The organism is Sporosarcina sp. BP05, assembly GCF_014282005.1.
Taxonomy (GTDB): Bacteria; Bacillota; Bacilli; order Bacillales_A; family Planococcaceae; genus Sporosarcina.
This window is the reverse complement of the sequence record NZ_JACFTD010000002.1, coordinates 121,063-135,620: the sequence shown is the minus strand read 5'-3', so window position 1 is coordinate 135,620 and position 14,558 is coordinate 121,063. Positions and strand designations below refer to the sequence as shown.

At 42.8% G+C, this 14,558-nt stretch carries 17 protein-coding genes and 1 other annotated feature; all 17 genes read right to left on the bottom strand.

Features of this window, described 5'->3' with window-relative positions; genetic code table 11:
* Positions 1 to 148: 148 nt before the first annotated feature.
* The 17 genes from H2672_RS02490 to mreC all read right to left on the bottom strand — a co-directional run bounded on the left by H2672_RS02490 (position 149) and on the right by mreC (position 14,544).
* Positions 149 to 1,384, bottom strand: a complete 1,236-nt coding sequence (locus tag H2672_RS02490) for an ATP-binding protein (RefSeq protein ID WP_186668586.1) — start codon at positions 1,382 to 1,384, stop codon at positions 149 to 151.
* 459 nt (positions 1,385 to 1,843) lie between these two features.
* Positions 1,844 to 2,713 (bottom strand): aminoglycoside phosphotransferase family protein, encoded by an 870-nt coding sequence (locus tag H2672_RS02485; protein ID WP_186668584.1) that lies wholly within the window; start codon positions 2,711 to 2,713, stop codon positions 1,844 to 1,846.
* A 7-nt stretch (positions 2,714 to 2,720) separates the two neighbouring features.
* Positions 2,721 to 3,908 (bottom strand): LysM peptidoglycan-binding domain-containing protein, encoded by a 1,188-nt coding sequence (locus H2672_RS19400; RefSeq protein WP_222439286.1) that lies wholly within the window; start codon positions 3,906 to 3,908, stop codon positions 2,721 to 2,723.
* A 579-nt stretch (positions 3,909 to 4,487) separates the two neighbouring features.
* Positions 4,488 to 5,378, bottom strand: coding sequence for a prephenate dehydratase (gene pheA / locus H2672_RS02475; RefSeq protein WP_186668582.1), 891 nt, complete (start codon positions 5,376 to 5,378; stop codon positions 4,488 to 4,490).
* A gap of 15 nt (positions 5,379 to 5,393) precedes the next feature.
* Positions 5,394 to 5,849 carry an ACT domain-containing protein gene (locus H2672_RS02470; protein WP_067208168.1) on the bottom strand — a complete coding sequence of 152 codons (456 nt, stop codon included), beginning with the start codon at positions 5,847 to 5,849 and terminating at the stop codon, positions 5,394 to 5,396.
* Positions 5,850 to 5,906: 57 nt separating this feature from the next.
* Positions 5,907 to 7,199 carry a GTPase ObgE gene (gene obgE / locus H2672_RS02465; protein WP_186668580.1) on the bottom strand — a complete coding sequence of 431 codons (1,293 nt, stop codon included), beginning with the start codon at positions 7,197 to 7,199 and terminating at the stop codon, positions 5,907 to 5,909.
* 11 nt (positions 7,200 to 7,210) lie between these two features.
* Positions 7,211 to 7,729: a Spo0B domain-containing protein gene (locus H2672_RS02460; RefSeq protein WP_186668577.1), complete on the bottom strand. Its 519-nt coding sequence runs from the start codon at positions 7,727 to 7,729 to the stop codon at positions 7,211 to 7,213.
* 158 nt (positions 7,730 to 7,887) lie between these two features.
* On the bottom strand, positions 7,888 to 8,178 hold the full coding sequence (gene rpmA, locus H2672_RS02455) for a 50S ribosomal protein L27 (RefSeq protein ID WP_186668575.1): 291 nt from the start codon (positions 8,176 to 8,178) through the stop codon (positions 7,888 to 7,890).
* Positions 8,179 to 8,193: 15 nt separating this feature from the next.
* Complete coding sequence (locus H2672_RS02450) at positions 8,194 to 8,520, bottom strand: ribosomal-processing cysteine protease Prp (protein ID WP_186668573.1); 327 nt, start codon at positions 8,518 to 8,520, stop codon at positions 8,194 to 8,196.
* Between the two features lie 6 nt (positions 8,521 to 8,526).
* Positions 8,527 to 8,835 carry a 50S ribosomal protein L21 gene (gene rplU / locus H2672_RS02445; protein WP_067208153.1) on the bottom strand — a complete coding sequence of 103 codons (309 nt, stop codon included), beginning with the start codon at positions 8,833 to 8,835 and terminating at the stop codon, positions 8,527 to 8,529.
* A 13-nt stretch (positions 8,836 to 8,848) separates the two neighbouring features.
* Positions 8,849 to 8,922: a sequence feature (ribosomal protein L21 leader region), on the bottom strand.
* A 42-nt stretch (positions 8,923 to 8,964) separates the two neighbouring features.
* Positions 8,965 to 9,576: a M50 family metallopeptidase gene (locus H2672_RS02440; RefSeq protein ID WP_186668571.1), complete on the bottom strand. Its 612-nt coding sequence runs from the start codon at positions 9,574 to 9,576 to the stop codon at positions 8,965 to 8,967.
* Entirely contained in the window at positions 9,573 to 10,124 is a 552-nt protein-coding gene (locus H2672_RS02435; protein WP_186668569.1) for a M23 family metallopeptidase, read from the bottom strand. The genes H2672_RS02440 and H2672_RS02435 overlap by 4 nt, the downstream gene beginning before the upstream one ends.
* Before the next feature lie 269 nt (positions 10,125 to 10,393).
* Entirely contained in the window at positions 10,394 to 11,392 is a 999-nt protein-coding gene (locus H2672_RS02430) for a nuclease-related domain-containing protein (RefSeq protein WP_186668567.1), read from the bottom strand.
* A gap of 244 nt (positions 11,393 to 11,636) precedes the next feature.
* Positions 11,637 to 12,434, bottom strand: a complete 798-nt coding sequence (gene minD, locus H2672_RS02425; RefSeq protein WP_186668565.1) for a septum site-determining protein MinD — start codon at positions 12,432 to 12,434, stop codon at positions 11,637 to 11,639.
* Between the two features lies 1 nt (position 12,435).
* Complete coding sequence (minC, locus tag H2672_RS02420; protein ID WP_186668563.1) at positions 12,436 to 13,107, bottom strand: septum site-determining protein MinC; 672 nt, start codon at positions 13,105 to 13,107, stop codon at positions 12,436 to 12,438.
* A 22-nt stretch (positions 13,108 to 13,129) separates the two neighbouring features.
* Complete coding sequence (mreD, locus tag H2672_RS02415; RefSeq protein ID WP_186668561.1) at positions 13,130 to 13,654, bottom strand: rod shape-determining protein MreD; 525 nt, start codon at positions 13,652 to 13,654, stop codon at positions 13,130 to 13,132.
* Complete coding sequence (mreC, locus tag H2672_RS02410) at positions 13,651 to 14,544, bottom strand: rod shape-determining protein MreC (RefSeq protein ID WP_186668559.1); 894 nt, start codon at positions 14,542 to 14,544, stop codon at positions 13,651 to 13,653. The genes mreD and mreC overlap by 4 nt, the downstream gene beginning before the upstream one ends.
* Positions 14,545 to 14,558: the final 14 nt, after the last annotated feature.

Genomic DNA, 14,558 nt, shown 5'->3' with positions numbered 1-14,558 from the left:
ATCAACCACAATTACGCCAAGCCGTAACTGATCTGAGTTTATCCTGCAAAAGAAAAGATGACCGCTTTGTTGGCGGTCATCAGTCATTTACTCGCATCAGTCTAGATTACACTTATCATAACAATTACCGCACCATTTATCAATACAGTTAGACCGGTATGTATAACAGAAATGTTGTTCCCTTCCCTACTGTACTTTTCACTTTAATTTCACCTTTAATATTCCTGATTGTGCTATAAACCATGAACATTCCAAGGCCAGTCCCTTCTTGTTTTGTAGAGTAATAAGGTTTTCCCATTTGTGAAATCCCTTCTCTTGTCATCCCGCTTCCACTATCTTGAATCTTTATCAAGATGTTCTTCTTGCGTTCCGTTACATCAACATAAAGCATGCCGCCATGGTCTTGCATGGATTCAATACCGTTTTTAACTAAATTAATAAGGCATTGTTGCATTTGATTTTCATCATATGTTGTTTTCAGTGTATTTGTAAAACGAACTAGGATTTTAACTTGATTCATCTTTGCATACGGTTGCATAATATTCTCAACATACTTTACATCTTTTTCAAAATCAGAGAAAACCATATTTTCACTCTGCGGTTTCGAAAACGTTAAAAAGTCACTAACAATAGTTTTTGCTCGTTCTAATTCTTGCAACGAGAATTCAATATATATTCTTTCAGCAGCGGTAATCGTTTTGGACTCATTTAACAGTTGAAGAAACCCGCTCGTTACAGTCAGTGGATTTCTGATTTCATGGGCAATACTTGCCGAAAAATGGCTAACGTCTCTCATTCTTTCTGCTTGCACATACATTTCGCGTCTTTTGAGGTTAGAGTTAATTTTCTCAATTAAAGCCATTAGTATAAAAACTGCCATTAGGTAAGTACTAAGCGTATAAAATGCTAAGTCCCAAAATTCACTTGTCAGTTTAGAAAATTTAAAGCTCAACGTGAAAAAATAATACGACATAGTAAGAAAAGTGACGCATATCGCATAAAAAATTCGCCCTCGTGAGTTTTGTTGCAAAAATTTCGCACTTAATAACGGTACCAAAATAAGGACCATTGTCGAGAGAGTAAGTGATTGAAAAATCCCATCTCCACCGATAAAGAACCGATAAGCATTTAAAGTGAAATAAAGTGGAAAGGCCATTTTGTACCCGCCAAAAAGGGCGACAATAATAAATGGAATATATCTCAAATCAACGATATACCCTAACTCCAATCTAACTGGGAAAGCCATACAAAAAATGAGCGTCACAGAGGACAGTAAAATAAACAGATATTTATTGAAATTAGTCAATCCATTTTCAATGAATATTACAGCAATTAGAATCGGAAAGAGTAAGAACAAAAAGTTCAACAATAATGTTTCAATCAAAAGAAATCTCCTTCCTACGACTCTAATTACGTAATTATTATTTTGCTTTATATTCGGCACTACTTATTTCGAATTAACTAGGTGGTATACCTCACCCGTATAAGGAACAAATCTAGCGAAAGAGTAATAAGACCAAGGAGTAATGCAGTTCAATCTCTACCCAGTGATCTTCTGGCGGGGTTATTGCGCATAGCCATCACCAAGCGGCTAAGCGGTGTTGGAATAACATTCTATTTGTTAAGTGCCTATTATATAGATGTACACACACAATTAGATTGTACACTATTTCACGGATCTATATGTATATATTTTTCACTGTTAATCTATCACAATAAATATCCATCCACCATTCTTAAACGGTGGATGGATAGTAGAATAAATCCTATTTAGAGGGACTAATCTTAGTCTTCCGCTTCGAGTGTCTATATCACGCTAAAAGTCCGACGATTATCTTTTCCACTATCTGTTAATCCGCTCTACATCATACCATAATTTAGGCCAATGCGAGAGTGCGGACTCGGTAAAGGGGACCAGTTGCTTCGCCTGTCTTTCTCTTCTAGATGGTGACAATGAAAAGAAATGAAGCCATTCACGAAGTATTTCATTCGGAAATAGGAGCAGTGTCTTAGAAGCATAATCTAATCTTCGCAACGAAGGCTGTTCTTCAAACAGAAAATCAATGTCATAATCGATTTGTGGTAGCACCCGATGAATCCAGAGCGCAATTTCAGTGCCGGCCGGTCCCGTGCTCGCTAGATCGAAATCAATGAAACGGATGATGCCATCTCTATCACGCAAGATATTATGATGGACGACATCACCGTGAAGCAATGTACCATCCAGATTATCTTTATAGGTTTTCTTCACTGCGCTAATCGCGTTCAATGCATAAAACAGGATTTCATCGACAAGGCCTTTTTCAATATACGCCTCACAAGCCCCGCTAATTTCACGGAAACGACTTATCCGGTCTCCCCACTTCGCGATAAGTGGGTACGGATGTAAATAAGGTGAGGCGTGCCAGTCGAGTTGTGCTTTGGTTTCATGAAGGGCATGAAGAGCAGCAAGTGAATCCGTCCGATCTGCCCTTTTCTTGAAGTTGACCGCCTTCGCGCCATCCAACCACGGCTGAACAAACATAAGTTTATTGTCTTGAGGCACGACATCTACAATATGCGGGAAAGAAACAGAATGAAGGGCGTCATGTACTCGTTGTACTTTCATCGCGGTGGAGTTGGAATGATATCGCTTCACCGAAAAGCGTTTGCCATCTTTCTCTAATTTCCACACATTATCTTTTATTTTTTCTAATTTCCCATCCAGCGCCATATGCCGGTCAATACGCTCCGAACCAGTTGGAACCTTGATTAGGAGGCATTCCAGAATAAGGAGTTGCCTGTTGCATGCATGAAGGGCAATTGCACGGTTGACCGTAAAATATCGGTATCATCATTTGCTGACGATGGGGTTGGTGTTGTTGCGGCCCGTCGCAACCACATCCACATCCGCCGCAACCTGGATGATGAACCGGGTGTTGCATTGCAGGATAACCGAATTGTGCAGGATTCCACTGACCTTGCATAGCTGGTGATATAGCCTGCGGCATGTAACCCGGCCCAGGCGGACACGGAGCAGACGGTTGCAGGTCAAATTCTGGTGATGCTTCTTGCATAAATTCTGGTGAACACTCAGCAGCTGGTTTCATAATCATTTCGGCTGTTTCTTCAAACATGAAATCAGGGGATTCGAGCAACTGCCACCCTTCTACCATAGGAATTTCTAAGGGAGATGTTGCAGGGCCCTGCCCAGAAAAGATCGGTGATTCTTGTTCATACATCGGTGGTTCTGAACTTGGCATCGCCTGAATTTGTCCCGAGTGCATGAACGGGAAACAATCTGCGTCAAAAATCGGCATCCATCCACATGGAATACCTATCATCGGATGCATTGGCATTGGCATCGGCATTGGCATTGGCATTGGCATCGGTATTTGCGCCTGCGGAGGCGCTGGCATCGGTGTCGGCGTCGGTAATGGTATCGGAGCCGGTACTGGTGTTGGTTTAGATGGTGGTACTGGCGTTGGTGGTCTCGGTGTTGGCATTGGCGGTCTTGGCGCTGGTGGTCTTGGTACTGGTTTCACCGGCCCCTTCCCGTGTTCAGGATGCTTGATATGCTCTGGATGCTTAACGTGCTCAGGGTGCTTGACGTGTTCAGGTTGTTTGACGTGTTCCGGGTGCCTGACGTGCTCTGGATGCTTGGCGTGCTCCGGGTGCTTGACGTGCTCAGGGTGCTTGACATGCTCAGGGTGCTTGACATGCTCCGGGTGCTTGACGTGCTCAGGGTGCTTGACGTGCTCATTCGTTCCATGATGCTGTCTTTTCGGCAAGAAAATTTTCATTCCAGGTACGATATAATCTGGATTAGCAAGATGCGCATTCACCCGCTTTAACTCTTCAAACGGGATACCGTATTGACGCGCAATCTTCCAAAGCGTATCCCCTTTTACAACAATATGGACTTCCACTTAAAAATTTCCCCCTTCCGTCAATCCATCGTATGAACGGACGCCCGTCTGTGTGACGCTCATCTTTAACGAGATATCCTCTCTAGCCATGTATATGCGGGAGTGGGTAGTTTATTCTAAAGAAAAGCTGGGGGTGGACACTATATATGTTGAAATAAAGAATTTCATTGAATCCTATTCGGCGCTTGGGGATGTATCGCGCCTGTTGATTAACCATTTATTTGAATGAAATACTGGTGACAAGAGCTCGATGACCTTCATTTTCACTGGACTATTTTCGGCCCGCTTACGGCTAACTATTCATGACAGATTTACTAAGGGGTCCTAGTGTGGCTAGAAGTAATTCCGTTGTAAATAATTGCCTGTGGCCTTCCTACACTATTCAAGTGAAAAACGCAGTTGTTTTGGAAGAAAAGAGTAGATGACTTTCTATAAAGATTGCAGGTGCCCGAAGATACAAGCGACAAAGCGGTGTTGGAAGTACATTCTATTTGTTAAGCGCCGACTATATAGCCATTTATTCACTATTTACAAGAAATTACCGAAGTGATTTGTTGCCCAATTAAAAAACCATCACAGTCATATTGAATGACGTGATGGCAGTTGGTCGTATATGAAATATGAACCGAATGAGCGAGCAGTACAATTCAGTGCGGCGAGTTCTTCCATCGCACCTTTCATCATCGGGTGTTCTTCGGATTCCATTACGTCGATAATGAAGAAATAATTGCCCAGTCCTGTTTTTAAGGGCCTTGATTCAATTTTACTTAAATTGAGTCTACGCCATGCAAAAACGGATAAAACCTGGTGTAACACACCCGAACGATCATCTTCTGGCAGTTTCACCATTAATGTCGTTTTTAGTTTTGCAGAATGGCCATTTGTTTCCAAACTTTCTTTTCGCAGGGATAATACGACGAATCGCGTATGATTAAAATGAAAATCGTGAATATTCTCTTCTGCGATATGTAGACCATATTTTTCAGCCGCCAACTTGTTTCCGATTGCCGCAACCTTCACATCTGGGTTTTCGGAAATATATTTGGCAGCCGCCGCCGTGGAAGTCGTCTGGATAAGCGGGACACGACGGTAATGGTACTGCAAATATTTATGGCATTGGGCAAGGGCATGGGGATGGGAATTGATGGATTCCATTTCAGCTATAAAAGGCACTTGCTTTTTATGGACCATTAGATGCTGTTCGATTGGTATTGATATTTCAGCATTTATGAACAAATCTGCCCCATGAAACAGATAATCAATGGTCATCGGAACGGATCCTTCCAACGCGTTTTCAAGCGGAACAATCGCATAGGCGACTCGCCCTTCTACCACAGCCTCTACACAATCCGGTATTGTAGGTTGAGGTATCAAACCCGAAGTTCCAAAAAGAGTGCTTGCCGCGACGTGCGTGAATGATGCTTCCGGCCCCAAATAAGCGACAGTAGGCGTATACCTATCATTTCCCATACTAGTATCCTCCCATCAGAGTGCACCTGAACTGATTAAGACTACCGAATCGACAAAGTCAGGTGCTTTTAATCGTTGCAGGAACTCTTCCATTTTTATAATCATTTCTGTCACATCGAGTGACAAGGTAATATTGGCCCGTGCTTGAACAGGAATTGTTTGGTGAATTGTTAAAACGTTACATTTCGACTCTGAGACGATTTGCAACAATGTCGCAAGCGATCCTTTCCGGTCTTCAAGTTGAATGAAAATCGTCAGGATACGCTCACGCGCAATGGATTCGAACGGGTAAACAGTGTCGCGGTATTTATAAAATGCACTACGGGATAGTCCTACCCTTTTCGTGGCATCTTGTATCGTCGATTCCTCTCCGCTCGCTAAAAGCCTTTTCGCCTCTAACATTTTCAGCATCGATTCTGTCAGTACGTCTTCCCTTACAAGATAAAACTGACCTTCCCCCAACTGCTTCATAGGATATCCCCCTTCGTGCGTACCTTTAGTCATTTTTTAGTCATTCATTCCAACTAATTAATCTACGAATTCAAATTCGAAGTCAAGAAGTCGCACTGTATCCCCATCTTTCGCGCCACGTTTACGGAGTTCATCATCTACTCCCATACCACGCAATTGTCTCGCGAATTTACGAACGGATTGGTCAAAGTTAAAGTCCGTCATCCTGAACAGACGTTCAATTGTATAGCCCGACAATACGAATGCGCCGTCATCATCACGTTCAACTTTAAACAACTCTGCTTCTCCATCATATTTGTACAGAACTGAGTTCTCTTTGTCTTCGTCCTCAATTTCATGCATTGGGAATTCCGGTGTCGTTTCAAGTAAATTCGCAACCGCATGTAGAAGTCCGTCAAGTCCAGTTCTCGTGAGTGCTGAAGTTGGGAAGATGAGTGCATTGCTGTCATTCAGTTTCTCCTTGAAGATTTTGAGATTCTCTTCAGCTTCAGGCATGTCCATTTTATTTGCAACAATGATTTGCGGACGTTCTGTCAAACGCATATTGTATTGTTCTAATTCCTCATTGATTGTCAGGAAATCCTCGTATGGCTCACGTCCTTCTAGGCCGGACATATCAACCACATGGATGATGACGCGTGTCCGTTCGATGTGACGTAAGAACTGATGACCTAGACCGACACCTTGGTGCGCTCCTTCAATCAATCCTGGAAGGTCAGCTAGCACGAAGCCGCGGTGATCATCCGTTTCAACCATGCCCAAATTCGGAACAAGGGTAGTAAAATGATAATCTGCAATTTTTGGTTTTGCAGCGGAAACAACAGATAATAGCGTTGATTTACCAACACTTGGGAAGCCGACAAGTCCTGCATCCGCTAGCACTTTCAATTCCAAGTTAATTTCTTTATTAGCGCCCGGCTCACCTTTTTCAGATAATTCAGGTGCAGGGTTTGATGGTGTCGCGAATCGGCTATTCCCGCGTCCTCCACGGCCGCCTTTAGCAATGATTGCTGTCTGACCGTGCTCAACGAGGTCAGCGATGATTGCACCATCTTCCGCGTCTGTCACAATCGTACCAGGTGGTACTTTGACAACTACATCCGTTGCGTTTTTCCCGTGCATATTTTTACTCCCACCGTGCTCACCGCGTTGGGCCTTGAAATGGCGCTGGTAACGGAAATCCATTAGTGTCCGCAATCCTTCATCCACAATGAAAACAACGTTAGCACCTTGTCCTCCATCGCCACCGGCTGGGCCACCATATGCGATATACTTTTCCCGACGGAAAGCAACCATTCCGTCACCACCGTCGCCGCCTTTTACATAAATCTTAACGTGATCGACAAACATTTATTTTCCTCCTATTGTCCACTGATCGTGAACGTCCATTGATTTTGTGAAAGTGTCTCTTTAATAGTAAAGTTTCCATCCGCTATCGGTGCCGGAAGTCTATTTTCCATCTGACCATGCACAGAAATAGTAATTGACCAACTTGTCGCTGTTGCCTGCACATCGATTTGTGTTTCATATTCGGATGTCGGCTCTAGTGTTTTTTCGGCTTCGCTAAACATTCGTTCTAAATAAGTTACAACTTCCTTATCGTCGGCTTCCCGGATTCCGGACGCTATTGTACACGTCATCGTTTTAGTATACGCACCGTACAACCAGTCGAACGTAGTAAGCCATGTCTCAACGGCTGGAAGCCCAAGCCTTTCTAACAATGCCACTTCACGCATACGATCGGTTGCTTCCAAGATCTTTTGTTTTGCTTCCGGTAGTTTATCAAGATCGATATAGAGCAATACTAATTGAAGTTCATTTAAAAAATCATGTCTTGCAAATTTCAGCGCTTTCGCCGTGGTTAGTTTACTGTTCCCCATTCCCATTCACCGCCAACAATTTTCATGTATACAGTATAGCATCTATATAGCTTATTTCGCTATTTGTGGCAAGCGTAAATAGGTATGACTTCTTTCTGTGTCTAAAAAAAGAAAAAAGGACTGCACATTCGTATGCAGTCCTTTCTGTCGTACGTATATTAAGCTTCCTGAACTTCAGGGTATACGCTAACTTTCTTTTTGTCGCGACCAAAACGTTCGAAACGAACGACGCCGTCAACTTTTGCAAAAAGAGTATCGTCACCGCCGATACCGACGTTTTCACCTGGATGAATTTTCGTTCCGCGCTGACGATAAAGGATTGAGCCGCCAGTAACAAACTGTCCGTCCGCGCGTTTTGCGCCAAGACGTTTCGAGTGTGAGTCACGACCGTTCCGAGTAGAACCTACCCCTTTTTTCGATGCGAAAAACTGGAGATCTAAACGTAGCATGTATGCCACCTCCTACTATTTAAGAATAATTTTTATATGTTGCCCATAGTCATTTTCAATCGTCTGCAATGAAACAATCATTGCCTTCACAATCAACTGTGTATCGTGATCGTTTTCTTCAGTATCCGGAAATATGACTTTCAAATAACCACTCTCAGATCCTTGTTGAATCTCAGGGGTTTTGCCTGTAAGTGCAATGATTGCATTGACAGCACCAAATGATACTGCTGATGCAGCTGCACAGACAAGGTCTTTTCCGTATTCTGCGAAATTAGCGTGGCCTGACATCTCAAAAGAGTTGATCCGACCGGATGATTGTTTCTTGATGATGATTTTGATCATGCCGGCTTACAGATTGATACCGTCAATGACGATTTTCGTGTATGGCTGACGATGACCTTGTTTTTTGTGATAGTTCTTTTTCGGCTTGTATTTGAAAACAGTGATTTTTTTAGCACGTCCCTGTTTTACAACAGTTCCTGTAACTGTAGCACCTTCCACGAATGGAACGCCTACTTTCACGTCTTCTCCACCTACGAATAGAACTCTGTTGAAAGTGACAACTTCGTCAGCTTCTCCAGCTACTTTTTCAATGTAGATTTCCTGGCCTTTTTCAACTTTGATTTGTTTTCCACCAGTTTCAATAATTGCGTACATACTTGCACCTCCTCTATAATTACAGACTCGCCTTCAAAGGTGATCCGTACGGATACTTGTACCTTATCAGTGCGGTTGTAGCACGGGTGCTACAAACATTAACTCTTGAATGATACCACGTATATTTTATTACGTCAATCTATTTAATTTCATTTCGGCAAATGCTTTTTCATATTTTCGGAATCGAAAAGCGGAAATGTTTTGAAGCAGGAGGAACGTTGCCAGGAGAATGTAGGGCAATGTCTTAGGCAAATCAGCTGATAACAGGATAATGCCAGCGCAAAGAAAAAGAATGGAATGGAGTAAGAAAAGAGCACGTGTGCGATAAACGGAACCGTCTGTTTCGAGCAGCGCACATATTGCCTGTCCACCATCAAGCGGTAGAATGGGAAGTAAGTTAAGCACTAGCAATGCGACTTGAATCCGGATAACTTGGTCGTCACCCGGAAATGGAATCCATATTGCCATTAATAAAAGAAGCAACGTTGCTAAAGGGCCGCTAAGCGCGACAAGGAGACGATCTCTTCTTGGTGCCATGTGTTTATTCCAAATAACGATTTCGCCACCGTATGGCATGATTGTACAGGATCGTATGCGCATTCCAGTTAGATAGGCAGCAAGGAGATGACCGGCTTCATGGATCAGAAGCGAAATAAAAATAATGGCATAGATCGAAATGCTGCCGGTCATGATTAAAAATATAAAAAAAGGCAAAAGAACAGGATGGAGCTTAAATTTCATTGTTCCTCGCCCAAAAGATATGTCGGTAATAGTGATGCATCCATTTTCACCCCATCACGCTTCACCTTCAGATAAATCGCCCCCTCATTCATTAGCGCCAGCGTGTCCCCTTTTTTCACAGCAGTATACGGCAGTTTGACAACTTTTCCAACATAACCATACGTCACTTCATCTCCACTATCATATAATACCGTGATAGTCTTACCCGATTCGCGCGTAAAACCTGTGAATATCACTAGCCCGTTTTCTTGTGCATCAATCGGCAATGGTTGCGTATAAGATACAATTACTCCCTCTTTATAGGGTTGCATTGATTCATACGCCGAAAATGGATCTTCCCGATGTGGATCTGCCATGACCGCAATTTTGTCGGCCCCAGGATCTTTAATCATCGTCGCAACCCATTTCTTCATCGCCAAAAAGTCCTTTCCAGACGTCACATACTGTGTAACAGGTTCCTGAATAACACCCGCATCCTCCAACTTCGCCACACCAATCACACCGAGCGTCAACACAATTGCCATCATCCACTTCGTTCTCCATTTCAACCGGTCACACCACCCGTTTTTTTTAGTATATGACGGAGATGAGGGGAATAGTATGGGCGGTTGGTTTGAATTATTGAAAGTGGATTTCGTATAGTTCGATTTCTGCGAGAAAATTTGGGCGGCAAATACCAGCGCGTTCTCTTTTATTGCAACTTTCGGGTTCTAATTGCAACCCTTAAGTTTTAACTGCAACTTTTGGATTCTAATTGCAACTTTCGAATTCTAACTGCGACTAGTCAAATCTAATTGCAAACCCGCCATTTCAACAACTAGTTTTTCAACTCTGCCCAAATAAATTCCGATAATAGATGTTTTTCATCGCTAATTTGAAATAATCGATACCTTGCCTTCGCTTTTTTTATTTCAGCATTATTATTAAGAACACGTATCGCAAAGTAAATGGAATTGTGCTGCATGAATTCAATCGCACTTCTACTTGTAATTTCCGGCCCAAATAATAACCGATATTCCTTCAAGGTATTGAGGTGAGCATCACGCGATTCCTTTCCACATTTCTCACAATACCATCGCGAATGTTTTCTTAGCATTGGAATGGTACTGCACTCCGGACATCTGACCCCTTTTTTCACTTTATCAATTGAAACATTATAAAAGTCGACGATGCTAACTAGTTCTTCCGGCCTATCTTCAGCTAATAGCTCCAGCGCCAAACGCTTGCATTTTTCAGTTGGCATCACGCGTTTAGTTCTGTTTTCTAAAAACTCAATATACTCCACCAGTGAATCAAGCGGAATCGTTTCCCGCTTTTCTGATGCTTGCATAACAATACCCGCACGGCTAACGAATACGATAAGTCCATTGGCGGACATCTCAATCCCTTTACCACGAAGGAATGAATTGATAATAGTTGTAGACCGACTTAGCTGCGATTCCGGGTTCCTCATTCCTTCCTTTTTCCCTACGTCGCTCAACCTATAAAAATGTTTATTAACGGGATCAAAATAAAACTCCCCCCGCATATTTTTTATTTCTATTATCATAATGAAATTGGGATGGATAATCACTGTGTCAATCTGAACTTCCTTTTTTCCAACCCTGATATTCAGATTCTGCAAAACGTAATAGGGCATCTTCAGTTCAAGCTCTTCCAAAAAATTATCAACCTTTAATTCACCCGCAAATCCTGCACGACTATTTTTATAATCAGACTTGATTCTTTTAAATACTTCATCAGATTCCGATATACGTGAAACAAGCGATGCTAACCCTGCAAAAGCCCCTGGAATACCTCGTTTTTTAATAATCAATCAAAATCTCCTCCTTTTTTGACTTTCTCATTGAAAAAGTACCGATATCTAACCCCATCGCGGAATCTAATTCATTTACTATCGCTAATTGCAAATTTCCATGTTTAATTGCAACTATGGAAACGTAATTGCAACTTCGCACGTTTAATTGCAACTTTCGAATTGTAATTTCAACTCTTCCTCCCTCCAACCGAAATTCCACAAAAAACCCCCAACACAAAAAATATGTGTCAGGGGTTTGGGGTTATCTCACAAAAATCGATTTAAGTTTACCGAAGAATCCAGGTTTCCCAGCGGCAAGTGACATGAGCGGAACGGATTCGCCGAGAATGCGACGGGCAATGTTGCGATAGCCCAATGCTGCAGGGTTCGCTGGATCCATGACGACTGGCTCCCCTTTGTTAGAGGAAGTGATAACGCTTTCGTCGTCTAGGACGATTCCAAGCAAGTCGATAGACAAGTGTGTCGTAATATCGTTGACATCAAGTGCATCTCCGTTAGTCATGAGATGCCGCCTGATGCGGTTGATGATCAGTTTCGGCGGTTCTATGTCTTCCTGTTCAAGCAAACCAATGATTCGGTCTGCGTCTCGGACGGCCGAAATTTCAGGTGTCGTGACAACAATGGCACGGTCTGCGCCGGCAATGGCGTTTTTGAAACCTTGTTCGATACCAGCCGGACAGTCAATCAATATATAGTCATAATCTCGTTTTAGTTCATTGACCAATGTTTTCATCTGTTCCGGATTTATAGCATTTTTATCAGTAGTTTGAGCAGCCGGCAATAAAAAGAGACCGTCCTCAAAGCGTTTATCCTTCACAAGTGCCTGTTGAACTTTGCAGCGCCCTTCAATGACATCCACTAAATCGTAGATGATACGGTTTTCAAGGCCGAGAATGACGTCTAGGTTTCGGAGACCGATATCAGTGTCAATCAGACACACTTTTTTACCTTGGAGAGCCAATGCGGTTCCAAGGTTTGCAGTTGTCGTCGTCTTACCGACACCACCTTTACCAGATGTTATTACGATTGCTTCTCCCACACTAGCTTCCTCCTTTAAATGATGACAGACCAGGCCGAAGAATCCGGAGTTCCTGCAGACGATCGATGGCGATGAAGCCGTTCGGATGCAAATAGGCACATTCCATTTCCGGTTGTTCCGACAAAATCGTTAACTCATCCGTCATCGTTTCCATTTTGTCCGCGATTATAAGATGTGTTGCTTCAAGCCAAGAAGCCGCAATAACAGCCTTCGCATTGCCGCTCGAGCCTGCATGAGCGATTCCTTTCAGCCTACCAAGAACATAGATGCTGCCTGCAGCGACCACGCGGCCATTGGGATTCACGTCACCAATGACAACGAGATCCCCTACTGCCTGCACAACTTGACCCGATCGCACGATACCGACGTAGGTTTCGGATTGGTTTTCAAGCACTTTTCTATTGCATTCTTCCATCGTGATAACATCACTTTGGATTTTTGATACACGTAAATTTGGAGAATCATGAATCGTATTCATAATTTCCCGCAATTCTTCTTCATTGCAGTAGCGACTACCTGTATGAACCTGCACTTCCGCAAGTCCCTCCAAGCCGTCTTCCTCCACTTTTCTACGGAGTTCGGCAATCATGTCCGAATAAGCGCATTTGTCGTCAAGCCGAAGAACAAGACCGTCCTTTGTCCCTTTTATCGTTACATATTGCTGTTTCGTCATTTGCGTCACCCCGCATTTTCTTTTACAAAGTTTCGCCTTGTCGCTCTACTACTCTTTTATAGATAAGAGTTTTGAAAAACCAGCCAAACATACCAACAAAAATTGAATTCGCAATTATCGTCGGAATAAGTCTCCCAGTAATGAATTCATCTAAGCCTATTGATGTCAATGAAACTAGACTAGCGAAAAAGTATGATAGCACTTCAAGCACGATAATCAGAAGTAACGCCAGGAACATCACCGTTACAATATGGCGATGGATTTGGCGAATAATTAGTGTTGCAATAAAGCAGATCAAAGGATAGAGAAATGCATATAATCCAATAATATCAATATGGTACATATCATACAAGAGTCCAAGCACAATTCCGTAAATGATTGCACGTTGTCTACTGTAATAGACTGCTATAAAAATAAGGTACACGACCACAAACCGCGGAACAAGTGTATAACTAGTACCACCAATATTCACGGGTGAAAACAGGCTAAAAACAGGCTCTAGGAAAAATAGCAATACAGCAATAAGAGGGATAATGGACCGGATCATGATCCATCCTCCCCCTCAGTATTTGTAGTATCGTTCCCGTCCGTACCATTAACATCAGTAATTGATGAGCGCTTGGTAATGATGACATGATCCAACAACGAGAAATCTGCTGCTGGACGAATATACGCCAACTTCGTCAGTCCATAATCATCTGTCGACACTTCTGTTACTTCACCGATCAAAAGACCCTTTGGAAAAATACCACCAAGACCAGATGTTATAACTTTCTGACCGACTTTGACTTCGAAACTAGAGTCAATTCGTTTCATTATGAGCTCACTGCGTTTCCGGTCATACCCCTCGATCAGTCCGTAAGTCTTTTCACCCGCAACGACTGCGGCAACACGTAAATTTCGGTTTTCAGTTGACAATAGTTCCACCGTTGAAGTAAAAGGTGTGACAAGGACAACTTTCCCAACCAGGCCATTCGCTGTAATAACCGCCATATTCTTTTTAATGCCGTGTTCTTCGCCCTTGTCGATGATGATTTTCTCTTCCCACTGATCAGGGTTCCGTGAAATGACCGTTGCCTGAACCGGTTCATACACACGCAAATCATCCTTTTTACCTACAACTTCGAGCAAACGTTCATTTTCTGCTTTAACATCCGCCAACTCTGCTTGTCCAGAGGCGTATTCGCTTAATCTTACTTTTAAATGTTTGTTTTCTTCGTATGTATTCAAAATCCCATCAATATTCCCAATGACGTTTGTTATGTAAAGCGCCGGCTTCGAGAATAGTGATTGCCCGAAGCCGACTACATCTTTCACAACTTGTTCTGGAAGGGAGGCATTCTGCCGGTCTTTGAGGGAGAATGAAATTAATGCCACAAGGATAATGACGCCCACGAGCAGTAATATCAAACGTTTATTTGAAAAAAATCGCGGCATTGCCCATGTCCTCC

What these genes read in the sequence shown, in the direction of transcription:
- minC (WP_186668563.1), bottom strand. Translation starts at nt 13,107, where the DNA reads ATGACGAAACAGCAATATGTAACGATAAAAGGGACAAAGGACGGTCTT.
- H2672_RS02470 (WP_067208168.1), bottom strand. Translation starts at nt 5,849, where the DNA reads ATGAAGCAGTTGGGGGAAGGTCAGTTTTATCTTGTAAGGGAAGACGTA.
- H2672_RS02440 (WP_186668571.1), bottom strand. Translation starts at nt 9,576, where the DNA reads ATGAAATTTAAGCTCCATCCTGTTCTTTTGCCTTTTTTTATATTTTTA.
- pheA (WP_186668582.1), bottom strand. Translation starts at nt 5,378, where the DNA reads ATGGGAAATGATAGGTATACGCCTACTGTCGCTTATTTGGGGCCGGAA.
- rplU (WP_067208153.1), bottom strand. Translation starts at nt 8,835, where the DNA reads ATGTACGCAATTATTGAAACTGGTGGAAAACAAATCAAAGTTGAAAAA.
- H2672_RS02460 (WP_186668577.1), bottom strand. Translation starts at nt 7,729, where the DNA reads ATGGGGAACAGTAAACTAACCACGGCGAAAGCGCTGAAATTTGCAAGA.
- mreD (WP_186668561.1), bottom strand. Translation starts at nt 13,654, where the DNA reads ATGATCCGGTCCATTATCCCTCTTATTGCTGTATTGCTATTTTTCCTA.
- obgE (WP_186668580.1), bottom strand. Translation starts at nt 7,199, where the DNA reads ATGTTTGTCGATCACGTTAAGATTTATGTAAAAGGCGGCGACGGTGGT.
- H2672_RS02485 (WP_186668584.1), bottom strand. Translation starts at nt 2,713, where the DNA reads ATGGCGCTGGATGGGAAATTAGAAAAAATAAAAGATAATGTGTGGAAA.
- H2672_RS02450 (WP_186668573.1), bottom strand. Translation starts at nt 8,520, where the DNA reads ATGATCAAAATCATCATCAAGAAACAATCATCCGGTCGGATCAACTCT.
- mreC (WP_186668559.1), bottom strand. Translation starts at nt 14,544, where the DNA reads ATGCCGCGATTTTTTTCAAATAAACGTTTGATATTACTGCTCGTGGGC.
- rpmA (WP_186668575.1), bottom strand. Translation starts at nt 8,178, where the DNA reads ATGCTACGTTTAGATCTCCAGTTTTTCGCATCGAAAAAAGGGGTAGGT.